General features: G+C 60.8%; 10 protein-coding genes. 9 read left to right on the top strand and 1 reads right to left on the bottom strand.

Annotated elements, in window-relative coordinates:
- Complete coding sequence (locus tag FW789_RS01600; RefSeq protein ID WP_446430800.1) at positions 1-4,866, top strand: NAD-glutamate dehydrogenase; 4,866 nt, start codon at positions 1-3, stop codon at positions 4,864-4,866.
- Positions 4,867-5,092: 226 nt separating this feature from the next.
- Here the strand turns inward: FW789_RS01600 and ppsR are convergent, their stop codons facing one another.
- Entirely contained in the window at positions 5,093-5,911 is an 819-nt protein-coding gene (ppsR, locus tag FW789_RS01605) for a posphoenolpyruvate synthetase regulatory kinase/phosphorylase PpsR (protein ID WP_103438071.1), read from the bottom strand.
- Between the two features lie 176 nt (positions 5,912-6,087).
- Between ppsR and ppsA the strand changes: the two genes are divergently transcribed.
- The 8 genes from ppsA to FW789_RS01645 all read left to right on the top strand — a co-directional run bounded on the left by ppsA (position 6,088) and on the right by FW789_RS01645 (position 14,134).
- On the top strand, positions 6,088-8,463 hold the full coding sequence (gene ppsA / locus FW789_RS01610) for a phosphoenolpyruvate synthase (RefSeq protein ID WP_446430801.1): 2,376 nt from the start codon (positions 6,088-6,090) through the stop codon (positions 8,461-8,463).
- Between the two features lie 96 nt (positions 8,464-8,559).
- A complete protein-coding gene (locus FW789_RS01615; RefSeq protein WP_186699631.1) occupies positions 8,560-9,579 on the top strand; it encodes an alpha/beta fold hydrolase in 1,020 nt (339 codons plus the stop codon).
- Positions 9,580-9,626: 47 nt separating this feature from the next.
- A complete protein-coding gene (gene rraA, locus FW789_RS01620) occupies positions 9,627-10,118 on the top strand; it encodes a ribonuclease E activity regulator RraA (protein ID WP_101321327.1) in 492 nt (163 codons plus the stop codon).
- Between the two features lie 27 nt (positions 10,119-10,145).
- Complete coding sequence (locus tag FW789_RS01625) at positions 10,146-11,141, top strand: CorA family divalent cation transporter (RefSeq protein ID WP_103438068.1); 996 nt, start codon at positions 10,146-10,148, stop codon at positions 11,139-11,141.
- Between the two features lie 89 nt (positions 11,142-11,230).
- Entirely contained in the window at positions 11,231-11,482 is a 252-nt protein-coding gene (locus FW789_RS01630) for a CrfX protein (RefSeq protein WP_101321323.1), read from the top strand.
- 2 nt (positions 11,483-11,484) lie between these two features.
- Positions 11,485-12,309, top strand: coding sequence for a mechanosensitive ion channel family protein (locus tag FW789_RS01635; RefSeq protein WP_101321321.1), 825 nt, complete (start codon positions 11,485-11,487; stop codon positions 12,307-12,309).
- A gap of 113 nt (positions 12,310-12,422) precedes the next feature.
- Entirely contained in the window at positions 12,423-12,989 is a 567-nt protein-coding gene (gene sigX / locus FW789_RS01640) for an RNA polymerase sigma factor SigX (RefSeq protein ID WP_101321319.1), read from the top strand.
- A gap of 110 nt (positions 12,990-13,099) precedes the next feature.
- Entirely contained in the window at positions 13,100-14,134 is a 1,035-nt protein-coding gene (locus tag FW789_RS01645; RefSeq protein WP_103438067.1) for an OmpA family protein, read from the top strand.
- The last annotated feature ends 41 nt before the right edge of the window (positions 14,135-14,175 follow it).

A 14,175-nucleotide genomic window follows, 5' to 3' on the forward strand; every position in this document is an offset into this window, starting at 1 on the left:
ATGGCGTTTTTCACCGCAGCCAGCAAAGCCGACTTCCAGCACCAACTGCAAGCGGCCCTGGCGCAGCACATCAGCGAACAGTCACTGCCACAAGTGGCACTGTTCGCCGAACAGTTCTTCGGCATCATCTCTCTGGACGAACTTACCCAGCGGCGGCTTTCCGACCTGGCTGGCTGCACCCTGTCTGCCTGGCGCATCATCGAGCGCTTCGACCCTGAAACCCCGCTGGTGCGGGTGTACAACCCCGACTACGAGCGCAATGGCTGGCAGTCGACCCACAGTGTGGTCGAAGTCCTGCACCAGGACCTGCCGTTCCTTGTCGACTCGGTACGCACCGAGCTGAACCGCCGCGGCTACAGCATCCACACCCTGCAGACCACCGTGCTCAGTGTGCGCCGCGGCGCCAAGGGCGAACTGCTCGAGCTGCTGCCCAAAGGCACCCACGGTGACGGCGTTCAACATGAATCGCTGATGTACCTGGAAATCGACCGTTGTGCCAACGCAGCCGAGCTGAGCTCGCTGGCCCGGGAAATCGAACAGGTCCTGGCTGAAGTACGCGTTGCGGTTGCCGACTTCGAACCGATGAAAGCCAAGCTGCGCGAAGTGGCGGCGCTGGTTGAGCAGACCCCGTACCCGCAAGCCCAGCACGAGAAGGCCGAGGTCAAGGCGTTCCTCGAATGGTTACTGGATAACCACTTCACCTTCCTCGGCTATGAAGAATTCACCGTCGAGGGCGGCGCCGATGGCGGGCGCATGAACTACGACGAGCAGTCCTTCCTCGGCCTGCCACGTCGCCTGCGCATCGGCCTGACTGCCGAAGAGCTGCGCATCGAAGACTACGCTGTGGCCTACCTCAACGAGCCGCTGCTGCTGTCCTTCGCCAAGGCTGCACTCCCGAGCCGTGTGCACCGCCCGGCCTACCCGGACTATGTGTCGATCCGCCAGCTGGATGCCGACGGCAAGGTCATCAAGGAATGCCGTTTCATGGGCCTGTACACCTCGTCGGTGTATGGCGAGAGCGTGCATGCCATTCCGTACATCCGCGGCAAGGTAGCCGAAGTCGAGCGCCGCTCCGGCTTCGATGCCAAGGCCCACCTGGGCAAGGAGCTGGCGCAGGTGCTCGAAGTGCTGCCGCGCGACGACCTGTTCCAGACCCCGATCGACGAGCTGTCCAGCACTGTCATGTCGATCGTGCAGATCCAGGAGCGCAACAAGATCCGCGTGTTCCTGCGCAAAGACCCTTACGGCCGCTTCTGCTACTGCCTGGCCTATGTGCCACGCGAGGTCTATTCGACCGAAGTGCGCCAGAAAATCCAGCAAGTGCTGATGGAGCGCCTGAAGGCCAGCGATTGCGAATTCTGGACGTTCTTCTCCGAGTCGGTGCTGGCGCGCGTGCAACTGATTCTGCGGGTAGACCCGAAGAACCGCATCGACATCGACCCGCAGCAGCTGGAAAACGAAGTGATCCAGGCCTGCCGTTCGTGGCAGGACGATTACTCCGCCCTGGTCGTGGAAAACTTCGGCGAAGCTCAGGGCACCAATATCCTGGCGGACTTCCCCAAGGGCTTCCCGGCGGGCTACCGCGAGCGCTTTGGCGCCCATTCGGCGGTTGTCGACCTACAACATGTGCTGGCCCTGAACGAAGCCAAGCCGCTGGCGATGAGCTTCTATCAGCCCCTGGGCCAGTACGGCGAGCGCCAGCTGCATTGCAAGCTGTACCACGCCGATACCCCGCTGGCGCTGTCGGACGTGCTGCCGATCCTGGAAAACCTTGGCCTGCGTGTGCTGGGTGAGTTCCCGTACCGCCTGCGCCACGCGAATGGCCGCGAGTACTGGATTCACGACTTTGCCTTCACCTACAGCGAAGACCTGAGTCTGGATATCCAGCAGCTCAACGACACTCTGCAGGATGCCTTCATCCATATCGTCAAGGGCGACGCTGAAAACGACGCCTTCAACCGCCTGGTACTGACCGCCGGCCTGCCATGGCGTGATGTGGCGCTGCTGCGCGCCTACGCCCGCTACATGAAGCAGATTCGTCTGGGCTTCGATCTGGGCTACATCGCCAGCACCCTGAACAACCACACCGACATCGCGCGGGAGCTGACCCGGCTGTTCAAGACCCGCTTCTACCTGGCACGCAAGCTCACCCAGGATGATCTGGAAGACAAGCAGCTGCGTCTGGAGCAGGCCATCAACAGCGCCCTGGATGACGTTCAGGTGCTCAACGAAGACCGCATCCTGCGTCGCTACCTGGACCTGATCAAAGCCACCCTGCGTACCAACTTCTACCAGCCGGACAGCAGCGGCCAGGCCAAGTCGTACTTCAGCTTCAAGTTCAACCCCAAGCTGATCCCCGAACTGCCCAAGCCGGTGCCCAAGTTCGAGATATTCGTCTACTCGCCGCGTGTCGAAGGCGTCCACCTGCGCTTCGGCAACGTTGCCCGTGGCGGCCTGCGCTGGTCGGACCGTGAAGAAGACTACCGCACCGAAGTGCTCGGTCTGGTCAAGGCGCAGCAGGTGAAGAACTCGGTGATCGTGCCGGTCGGCGCCAAGGGCGGTTTCCTGCCACGGCGCCTGCCGCTGGGCGGCAGCCGTGACGACATCGCCGCTGAAGGTATCGCCTGCTACCGCATCTTCATCTCGGGCCTGCTCGACATCACCGACAACCTCAAGGACGGCGGCGTCGTGCCACCGGCCAACGTGGTGCGGCATGACGATGACGACCCTTACCTGGTGGTGGCGGCCGACAAAGGCACCGCGACCTTCTCCGACATCGCCAACGGCATTGCCATCGACTACGGCTTCTGGCTCGGAGACGCGTTCGCCTCGGGCGGCTCGGCTGGTTACGACCACAAGAAGATGGGTATCACTGCCCGCGGCGCCTGGGTGGGCGTGCAGCGCCACTTCCGTGAGCGCGGCATCAACGTCCAGCAAGATCCGATCACGGTGGTTGGCGTCGGCGACATGGCCGGTGACGTCTTCGGTAACGGCTTGCTGATGTCCGACAAGCTGCAGCTGGTGGCTGCCTTCAACCACCTGCACATCTTCATCGACCCTAATCCGGACCCGGCCAGCAGCTTCGCCGAGCGCCAGCGCTTGTTCGACCTGCCACGTTCGGCATGGACCGATTACGATACCAGCATCATGTCCGCAGGCGGCGGGATCTTCCCGCGTAGCGCCAAGAGCATCAGCATCAGCCCGCAGATGAAGGAACGCTTCGCCATCGAAGCCGACCGTCTGACGCCGACCGAGCTGCTGCACGCGCTGCTGCAGGCGCCGGTCGATCTGCTCTGGAACGGCGGTATCGGTACCTACGTCAAAGCCAGCACCGAAAGCCACGCCGACGTCGGCGACAAGGCCAACGACGCCTTGCGCGTCAACGGCAACGAGCTGCGCTGCAAGGTAGTGGGCGAGGGCGGCAACCTGGGCATGACCCAGCTTGGCCGGGTCGAGTACGGCCTCAACGGCGGCGCGACCAACACCGACTTCATCGACAACGCCGGTGGCGTCGACTGCTCCGACCACGAAGTCAATATCAAGATCCTGCTCAACGAAGTGGTGCAGGGTGGCGACATGACCGAGAAGCAGCGCAACCAGCTGCTCGGCAGCATGACCGAGGAAGTTGGCGCGCTGGTATTGGGCAACAACTACAAGCAGACCCAGGCGCTGTCGCTGGCGGCCCGTCGCGTACGCGAGCGGATTGCCGAGTACAAGCGCCTGATGGCCGACCTTGAAGCGCGCGGCAAGCTCGATCGGGCGATCGAATTCCTGCCGTCCGAAGAGCAACTGGCCGAGCGTCTGGCCGCAGGCCAGGGCCTGACCCGGGCCGAGCTGTCGGTGCTGATTTCGTACAGCAAGATCGACCTCAAAGAGCAACTGCTGAAATCGCAGGTGCCGGATGACGACTATCTGACCCGCGACATGGAGACGGCCTTCCCGCCGTCACTGCTCAACCAGTTCGGCGAGTCCATGCGCCGTCACCGTCTGAAGCGCGAGATCGTCAGCACCCAGATCGCCAACGACCTGGTCAACAACATGGGCATCACCTTTGTCCAGCGGCTCAAGGAGTCGACTGGCATGAGCCCGGCCAACGTCGCCGGGGCCTATGTGATCGTGCGCGATATCTTCCATCTGCCGCATTGGTTCCGCCAGATCGAGGCGTTGGACTATCAGGTTCCGGCCGAGATTCAGCTGACCCTGATGGATGAGCTGATGCGTCTGGGCCGCCGCGCCACGCGCTGGTTCCTGCGTAGCCGTCGCAACGAGCAGGATGCAGGCCGTGATGTCGCCCACTTCGGGCCGAAGATCGCCCAGCTTGGGCTGAAACTGGACGAGCTGCTGGAAGGGCCAACCCGTGAGCGCTGGCAGGTGCGTTATCAGGGCTTCGTCGAGGCTGGTGTGCCCGAGTTGCTGGCGCGGATGGTTGCCGGGACAACGCATTTGTACACGCTGCTGCCGATCATCGAGGCTTCGGATGTGACCGGGCATGACCCAGCGCAGGTGGCCAAGGCGTTCTTCGCGGTGGGCAGTGCGTTGGATCTGACCTGGTATCTGCAGGAGATCAGCAACTTGCCGGTGGAGAACAACTGGCAGGCGCTGGCGCGGGAGGCGTTCCGTGATGACATCGACCTGCAGCAGCGGGCGATCACCATTTCTGTGCTGCAGATGGCCGATGCGCCGCAGGACATGGATGCGCGGGTGGCGTTGTGGTCTGAGCAGCGGCGGGTGATGGTGGAGCGCTGGCGCGCGATGCTGGATGATCTGCGCAGTGCTTCGGGGCATGACTATGCGATGTATGCGGTGGCTAACCGAGAGTTGGTTGATCTGGCTATGAGTGGGCAGGCTGTGGTTGTGCCTTCCTGATAGCTGATTTGGTTGGTTTGTGAGTGAGAGACCCTGGTGCCTTTGGTGCTGGGGTTTTTTGCTTTTGGGGCTTATCCGGATTTTGTGGTGGGTTTGCGGGCCCCTTTCGCCCTTACGGCGAGTCACTTTTTTGGGCGAATGCCAAAAAAGTGACTCGCCGTAAGGGCGAAAGGGGCCAAAACTGCCACTAAATCAAACGGATAAGCCCACATCCAATAATGCCAACCTACTTGAACCGCCGCTCAACCCCCTTCTCAACCAAGATCTTCGCCGAAATCTCCTCAACCGAAAAATGCGTCGAATCAATATTCGGAATATTCTCCCGGCGGAACAGGTTCTCCACCTCACGTACCTCGAATTCACACTGCGCAAAGCTCGAATACCGGCTATTAGGCTTGCGCTCATGGCGAATAGCCGTCAACCGGTCCGGGTCGATGGTCAAGCCAAACAGCTTGCTGTGATGCTTCTTCAGCACTGCCGGCAACTGCAGCCGCTCCATGTCATCCTCAGTCAACGGATAGTTTGCCGCACGAATCCCGAACTGCATCGCCATGTACAGACAGGTCGGCGTCTTGCCGCAGCGCGACACCCCCACCAGAATCAGGTCGGCCTTGTCGTAGTAATGCGTGCGCGCACCATCATCGTTGTCCAGCGCAAAGTTCACCGCCTCGATCCGCTCCATGTAGTTGGAGTTGCCGCCAATCGAGTGCGACTTGCCCACCGAATACGACGAATGCGCGGTCAGCTCCTGCTCCAAGGGCGACAGGAACGACGAAAAGATATCGATCATGAACCCGTTGGAAGTCGCCAGAATCTCGCGAATGTCCTGGTTGACGATGGTGTCGAAGATGATCGGCCGCATCCCGTCACGCTCCGCCGCTGCGTTGATCTGCAGCACCATCGTGCGCGCCTTGTCCGGGCTGTCGATGTACGGGCGGGTGAATTTATTGAACGGAATGCTCTCGAATTGTGCAAGCAGGCTTTGACCCAGGGTCTCGGCAGTGATGCCGGTGCCGTCGGAGATGAAAAACGCGGTTCGTTTCATTTGCACCCTAGGCCTTAAGCTGATGACGTTTCTTGGATATGATAAGTTCGCTTTGCCGAATGCGGCTTTTGGCATTCTCACTTATTTTCCAGGTCCCGGCCATAAGCGCCCGGCCCAGTCTGAACCGTCAGGCGGGCGCTCTGAGCTTTTCCAACACCGTTAGTGGAGAGATCACCTTGGTAGAGTACGTAGTTTCCCTCGATAAGCTCGGCGTCCATGATGTAGAGCATGTGGGGGGCAAGAACGCATCCCTCGGCGAGATGATCAGTAACCTCGCAGGTGCCGGCGTCTCGGTGCCGGGCGGCTTTGCCACTACGGCTCAGGCGTACCGTGACTTTCTCGAGCAGAGCGGGCTGAACGCGCAGATCCATGCCGCGCTCGACGCACTGGACGTGGATGACGTCAACGCCCTGGCCAAGACCGGCGCGCAGATCCGTCAGTGGATCATGGAAGCCGAGTTCCCCGAGCGCCTGAATGCCGAAATCCGCGCTGCCTTCGCCGAAATGGCCCAGGGCAACGACAACATGGCCGTGGCCGTGCGCTCTTCGGCCACCGCCGAAGACCTGCCAGACGCCTCCTTTGCTGGCCAGCAAGAGACCTTCCTCAATATCCGTGGCGTCGAAAACGTGATCCGCGCGGCCAAGGAAGTATTCGCTTCGCTGTTCAACGATCGCGCCATTTCCTACCGCGTGCACCAGGGCTTTGACCACAAACTGGTCGCCCTGTCGGCTGGCGTGCAGCGCATGGTCCGTTCCGAAACCGGCACTGCCGGGGTGATGTTCACCCTCGACACCGAATCGGGCTTCCGCGACGTGGTGTTCATTACCGGCGCCTACGGCCTGGGCGAAACCGTGGTTCAGGGCGCGGTCAACCCTGACGAATTCTATGTCCACAAGCACACCCTGCAAGCCGGCCGCCCGGCGATCTTGCGCCGCAACCTGGGCAGCAAGGCGCTGAAGATGATCTACGGCGACGAAGCCAAGGCCGGTCGTTCGGTCAAGACCGTCGAAGTCGACCGTGCCGAACGTGCGCGCTTCTGCCTGAGCGATGACGAAGTCAACGAGCTGGCCAAGCAGGCCATGATCATCGAGCAGCATTACCAGCGGCCGATGGACATCGAGTGGGCCAAGGACGGTGACGACGGCAAGCTGTACATCGTTCAGGCCCGCCCAGAAACGGTAAAAAGCCGCGCCAGCGCCAATGTCATGGAACGCTACCTGCTCAAAGAGAAGGGCACGGTACTGGCCGAAGGCCGCGCCATTGGCCAGCGCATCGGCGCCGGTAAGGTGCGGATCATCAACGACGTGTCGGAAATGGACCGCGTCCAGCCGGGCGACGTGCTGGTCTCGGACATGACCGACCCGGATTGGGAACCGGTCATGAAACGCGCCAGCGCCATCGTCACCAACCGTGGCGGGCGTACCTGCCACGCGGCGATCATCGCTCGTGAGCTGGGCATTCCGGCCGTAGTCGGTTGTGGCAACGCCACCCAGCTGCTCAAGGACGGCCAGGGCGTGACCGTGTCCTGCGCTGAGGGCGATACCGGCTTCATCTTCGAAGGTGAGCTGGGCTTCGACATCAAGCAGAATTCGGTCGATGCCATGCCCGACCTGCCGTTCAAAATCATGATGAACGTCGGCAACCCGGATCGCGCCTTTGATTTTGCCCAGTTGCCCAACGCCGGTGTCGGCCTGGCGCGTCTGGAGTTCATCATCAACCGCATGATCGGTGTGCACCCCAAGGCGCTGCTCAACTACGCCGGGTTGCCACCTGAGCTCAAGGACAGTGTCGACAAGCGTATCGCCGGTTATTCCGATCCGGTCGGCTTCTATGTCGAGAAACTGGTCGAAGGCATCAGCACCCTGGCTGCGGCGTTCTACCCGAAAAAGGTCATCGTGCGTCTGTCGGACTTCAAGTCCAACGAATACGCCAACCTGATCGGCGGCAAGCTGTACGAGCCGGAAGAAGAAAACCCGATGCTGGGCTTCCGCGGTGCTTCGCGCTACATCAGCGAGTCGTTCCGTGACTGCTTCGAGCTCGAGTGCCGTGCGCTCAAGCGCGTGCGCAACGAGATGGGCCTGACCAACGTCGAGATCATGGTGCCGTTCGTGCGTACCCTGGGTGAGGCCAGCCAGGTTGTCGACCTGCTTGCCGAAAACGGCCTGGCTCGTGGTGACAACGGCCTGCGTGTGATCATGATGTGCGAGCTGCCGTCCAACGCGATTCTGGCTGAAGAGTTCCTCGAGTACTTCGACGGCTTCTCGATCGGCTCCAACGACCTGACTCAGCTTACCCTGGGCCTGGATCGCGATTCGGGTATCATCGCGCACCTGTTCGATGAGCGTAATCCTGCGGTGAAAAAGCTGCTGGCCAACGCCATCCAGGCCTGTAACAAGGCCGGCAAGTACATCGGCATCTGTGGTCAGGGCCCTTCCGACCACCCAGACCTGGCCAAGTGGCTGATGGAACAGGGTATCGAGAGCGTGTCGTTGAACCCGGATTCGGTACTCGAGACCTGGTTCTTCCTGGCCGAAGGTCAAGCCCCGGCCTGATCCAACCACTGCGCAGGCACGTCCAACGTGCCTGCGCGCGTATTCTTCGGGGCGAGTTCCAGCGATGGTTCCCGCCCTTTTTCATACAAGTATTCTATGCAAAGCAGTAGCGCTCTCTTCCCCGTGGCCTTGCAAAGTGCCGAACGCCGCGGTGACCTCAGTGAAGACGTGTACCGGATCAAGGCTGGCAACAGCCCCGACCCCAGCGTCGAGCTGGCGGTCACGCGTCTTGGCCTTGCCGATCACGGCGGCGTTCATGGCATACCGGTGATTCTGCTGCACGGTAGCTTCTCCAATCGACGGTTCTGGTTTTCGCCCAAAGGCATCGGCTTGGGCGCGTTTCTGGCGCGGGCCGGTTTTGATGTGTGGATCCCGGAGATGCGCGGTCATGGCCTGTCACCGCGTAATCGCCAGTGGCGGCAAAACCGCGTAGCCGACTACGCGCGCTACGATTTGCCAGTGATTGCTGCATTTGTCCACGAACAAGCCGGCCGGGCTGCGCACTGGATCGGCCATTCGCTGGGCGGGACCACGCTTACGGCAGCGCTGGGTGGCGCTTACCTGCCATCTGAACAGGTGGCCAGCGTGGCCCTGTTTGGCACCCAGATCAGCCGCGTGTACTGGCCGTTGAAGGTGCCGACAGTGGAGTGGGGCGCGCGCTTGCTGCTCAAACGCTTTGCACATATTTCTGGCTCCCGGCTCAAGCGCGGGCCGGAAGATGAGCCGATCGGCCTGGCGCTGGAAAGCATGCGTTGGCATGGCCTGTTCGGTCGCTTCGGCGAGAAGGGCAAGGATTGGTGGGCGGGGCTGACCGAGGTCGACGTGCCACTGCTGGCGGTGGCGGGCGCGGGTGATCTGCAGGACCCGGTGTGGGCCTGCCGCAAGCTGTTCGAGCAATACGGCGCCGAGCGCAAGCAGTTTCTTTGCCTGGGCCGGGAGCAGGGCTTCGATGCCTTTGGCCATGTCGACATGTTGGTAAGCAAGGCCGCACAGACCCAGGTGTGGCCGCTGATCGAAGGCTGGTTGCGTGATCCTGTCGCGCCGGTACGTGGCGCCGAACTGGCGGCCAGCCTGACTGAGCAGTCGCAGATGACTGCACCACCTCGCACGGTGTAGCCTTGGCCGGACTTTCCGCTTTCGTTGTGCCTGACAGGAGCCTTCCCATGCAGCATTACGTAACGCCCGATCTGTGCGACGCCAACCCAGACCTGGTCCAGGTGCTGGAACCAATGTTCAGCAACTTCGGTGGCCGCGACTCGTTCGGTGGCCAGATCGTGACCATCAAGTGTTTTGAAGACAATTCGCTGGTCAAGGCCCAGGCCGAGCTTGATGGCCGCGGCAAGGTGCTGGTGGTCGACGGTGGCGGCTCGCTGCGATGTGCGCTGCTGGGCGACATGATTGCCGCCAAGGCTGCGCAAAACGGTTGGGAAGGCCTGGTCATCTATGGCTGCGTGCGCGATGTCGACGTGCTGGTGCAGACCAACGTCGGTGTGCAGGCGCTGGCCGCGCATCCGCTGAAGACCGACAAGCGTGGCCTTGGCGACCTCAACGTGGTGGTGACCTTTGCCGGCGTGACCTTCCGCCCGGGTGAGTACGTGTACGCCGACAACAACGGCGTGATCGTTTCGCCGCAACCGCTGCAAATGCCCGAGTGATGCGCCGCGCGCGCTGATGGAGCTGGAATGTTCGAGGAAGACAACGCGCAGTGGGGGCTGGTGCATGCCCTGGTGCTCGATGGCAAAGGTGGCGCGCGTTCTATCGCTCGGACCGAACTGGATGACCTGCAGTTGCAGCCAGAGCAGAGCCTTTGGCTGCACTGGGACCGCAGCCATCCGCAGACCCGCAGCTGGTTGCTGCGCGAAAGCGGGCTGAGCGAGTTCAGCTGCGAGCTGCTGCTTGAAGAAAACACCCGACCACGGCTGTTGCCGTTGGCGGATGAGCAGTTGCTGCTGTTTTTGCGCGGGGTCAATCTCAATCCTGGTGCCGAGCCTGAAGACATGGTCTCGGTGCGCATATTTGCCCAGGCGCAACGAATCATCTCGCTGCGCTTGCGGCCACTGCGTGCCAGTGACGAAATCCTGCAGCTGCTGAGCGAGGGCAGGGGACCCAAATCGGCCTCCGAGTTGCTCTTGCTGATGGGCGAACTGCTGACCGAAAAGGTCCAGGCGCTGGTCAGCGATCTGTCTGAACTGGTCGACTTCGAAGAAGAGAAGGTGGAATCCGACGAACGGTACACTCCGGAAGACGGCGTGCTGCAGCAGATTCGCCGCCGCGCTGCTGGCCTGCGCCGGTTTCTGGCGCCGCAGCGGGAAATCTACGTACAACTCACTCGGCACAAGTGGAGCTGGTTCGCCGACGCTGATGCCGATTACTGGAATGAACTCAACAACAGCCTGATCCGCTACCTCGAGGAGCTGGAACTGACCCGCGAGCGCGCCGCCCTGGTGCTCGAGAGCGAAGACCGGCGGCGCAGCGAGCGGATGAACCGGACCATGTTCCGCTTCGGCATCATCACCTGCATTTTCTTGCCGATGAGCTTTGTCACCGGCCTGCTGGGGATCAACGTCGGCGGCATTCCGGGCGCCGACAGCCCCTATGGATTCCTGTTCGCCAGCCTGCTGGTACTGGCGCTGGCGGCAGGGCAGTGGTTGTTGTTCCGCCGCCTGCGCTGGGTGTGATCCGGTGCATTTTGAACCATTCGCCTGCGGTGAAGTTGTGACCCGTTGCCCGGCGCCCTCGTCTTTGACTGACATTACGCGAGGTGCCCATGCACGATCCGTTTGAACAATCCTTGCGTGACCTGCTCAATGCGTCGCCGTCCGGTCAGGACCGAGACGACGCAGCGTGTCTAGGTCGCGTGCTGAAAACCGCCAACCGTCAGGTTGGTGCGGGCGATCTGTTCAGCTTGCTTGGCCGTTGGAGCCAGGCGCTGATGATTGCCGTCAACAATGGCTCGGCGCATGTTGCGCCGGTGCGCCGTAATCCTGCCGCTGGCAGCAAAGCTGATAAGGCTGATTGAATATGGAACTCGATCTCTGGACCCAGAGCCTGGTCACCGCCATGACTGCCCTTTGGACCAAGGTGGCGAACTTCATCCCCAACCTGTTCGGCGCGCTGGTCGTGGTGCTGCTCGGTTTCGTGGTGGCCAAGCTGCTCGATACGCTGTTGTCCAAGTTGCTCGCCAAGTTCGGCCTGGACCGCCTGATGGCCGGTACCGGCATGACCAAGATGCTCAGCCGCGGCGGCATTCAGGTGCCGATATCGACCCTGATCGGCAAGATCGTGTATTGGTTCGTGCTGCTGATCTTCCTCGTCTCTGCGGCTGAGTCACTCGGCCTTGAGCGGGTCTCGGCAACGCTGGACATGCTCGCACTGTATCTGCCCAAGGTATTTGGCGCGGCCCTGGTGCTGCTGGCCGGGGTCATGCTTGCGCAACTGGTCAATGGCCTGGTCCGCGGCGCTGCCGAAGGCATCGGCCTGGAGTACGCTGCAGGCGTCGGGCGCATCGCCCAGGGCCTGGTGATCATCATTGCGATCTCGGTGGCTATCAGCCAGCTGGAGGTCAAGACCGACCTGCTTAACCATGTAATCGTCATTGGCTTGATTACCGTTGGTCTGGCAATTGCCCTGGCGATGGGCTTGGGCAGCCGCGAAATTGCCGGGCAGATTCTGGCTGGGATTTACGTGCGCGAGCTGTATCAGGTCGGCCAACAGGTCCGGATTGGAGAGGTTGAAGGGCAGATCGAAGAGATCGGCACGGTGAAGACGACAGTGCTGACCGACGATGGCGAATTGGTGTCGTTGGCCAACCGCAGCTTGCTCGAACAGCGTGTCGATAGCCGCTAACCGGGTAAAAGCTGTTACTGTATGTCGCCGCGAAAACGCGCCCTGAGGGTGCGTGCGGCGACTTGACCTGACTGTCGGCCAGATTCGTTTTGAATAAAGTTCATTCGCCGCCCATGCGCTATGACCCACACGAACTCACCGACGAGGAGTTGGTGGCGCGTTCGCATGAGGAGCTGTTTCACGTTACCCGAGCGTATGAGGAACTCATGCGCCGGTACCAACGGACCCTGTTCAACGTTTGTGCACGTTATCTGGGGAACGACCGCGACGCTGACGATGTCTGTCAGGAGGTGATGCTAAAAGTGCTGTACGGTTTGAAGAACTTCGAAGGTAAATCCAAGTTCAAGACCTGGCTCTACAGCATCACCTACAACGAGTGCATCACCCAGTACCGCAAGGAGCGACGCAAACGCAGGCTGATGGATGCCTTGAGCCTTGACCCTATAGAAGAGGCGTCAGAGGACAAGGCACCAAAACCTGAAGAAAAGGGCGGCCTGGACAAGTGGCTGGTGCATGTGAACCCGATTGACCGCGAGATCCTGGTGCTGCGTTTTGTCGCAGAGCTGGAATTTCAAGAGATCGCCGATATCATGCACATGGGCTTGAGCGCAACGAAAATGCGCTACAAGCGTGCGCTCGACAAGCTCAGAGAGAAATTTGCTGGCGAGGTTGAAACTTAGTGGCCAGCAAATGTCTCTAAACCACCGGTGAGTTCTGCTAGACTTGCCGTCGAGTTGTCCCCCGGTTTTTGGTGGGACTGCTTATCTATCACACGATGGGGATTTAACGGATGAAATTGAAAAACACTTTGGGCTTGGCCATTGGCTCGCTCGTTGCCGCTGCTTCGTTCGGCGCACTGGCACAAGGCACAGGCGCTGTAGAAGTCGAAGGCTTCTACAAGAAAGAATTCTTCGACAGCCAGCGTGACTTCAAGAACGACGGCAACCTGTTCGGCGGCTCGATCGGTTACTTCCTGACCGACGACGTTGAACTGCGTCTGGGCTACGACGAAGTCCACAACGCTCGTGGCGAAGATGGCAAGAACATCAAGGGCTCGAACACCGCCCTGGACGCTCTGTACCACTTCAACAACCCGTACGACGCAATCCGTCCGTACGTGTCGGCTGGTTTCTCCCACCAGTCCCTGGGCCAGACCGGCCGTGGTGGTCGTAACCAGTCCACCTTCGCCAACGTTGGCGCTGGTGCCAAGTGGTACATCACCGACATGTTCTACGCTCGTGCTGGCGTTGAAGCTCAGTACAACATCGACCAAGGCGACACCGAGTGGGCGCCAAGCGTTGGTATCGGCCTGAACTTCGGCGGTAGCCCGAAGACTGCTGAAGTCGCTCCAGCTCCAGTTGCTGAAGTGTGCTCCGACAGCGACAACGACGGTGTCTGCGACAACGTCGACAAATGCCCAGACACCCCAGCCAACGTTACCGTTGACGCCGACGGCTGCCCAGCAGTTGCCGAAGTCGTACGTGTTGAGCTGGACGTCAAATTCGACTTCGACAAGTCGGTTGTCAAGCCTAACAGCTACGGCGACATCAAGAACCTGGCTGACTTCATGAAGCAGTACCCATCGACTACTACCACTGTCGAAGGTCACACTGACTCCGTAGGTCCAGACGCTTACAACCAGAAGCTGTCCGAGCGTCGCGCTAGCGCCGTTAAGCAAGTTCTGACCCAGCAGTACGGCGTAGAATCGAGCCGTGTTGACTCGGTTGGCTACGGCGAAACCCGTCCGGTTGCTGACAACGCCACCGAAGAAGGTCGCGCTGTTAACCGTCGCGTTGAAGCGCAAGTAGAAGCTCAAGCCAAGTAATTGGTCTGAGATTCACGAAAAACCCGGCCTAGGCCGGGTTT

Source organism: Pseudomonas sp. 1121_17, assembly GCF_052850745.1.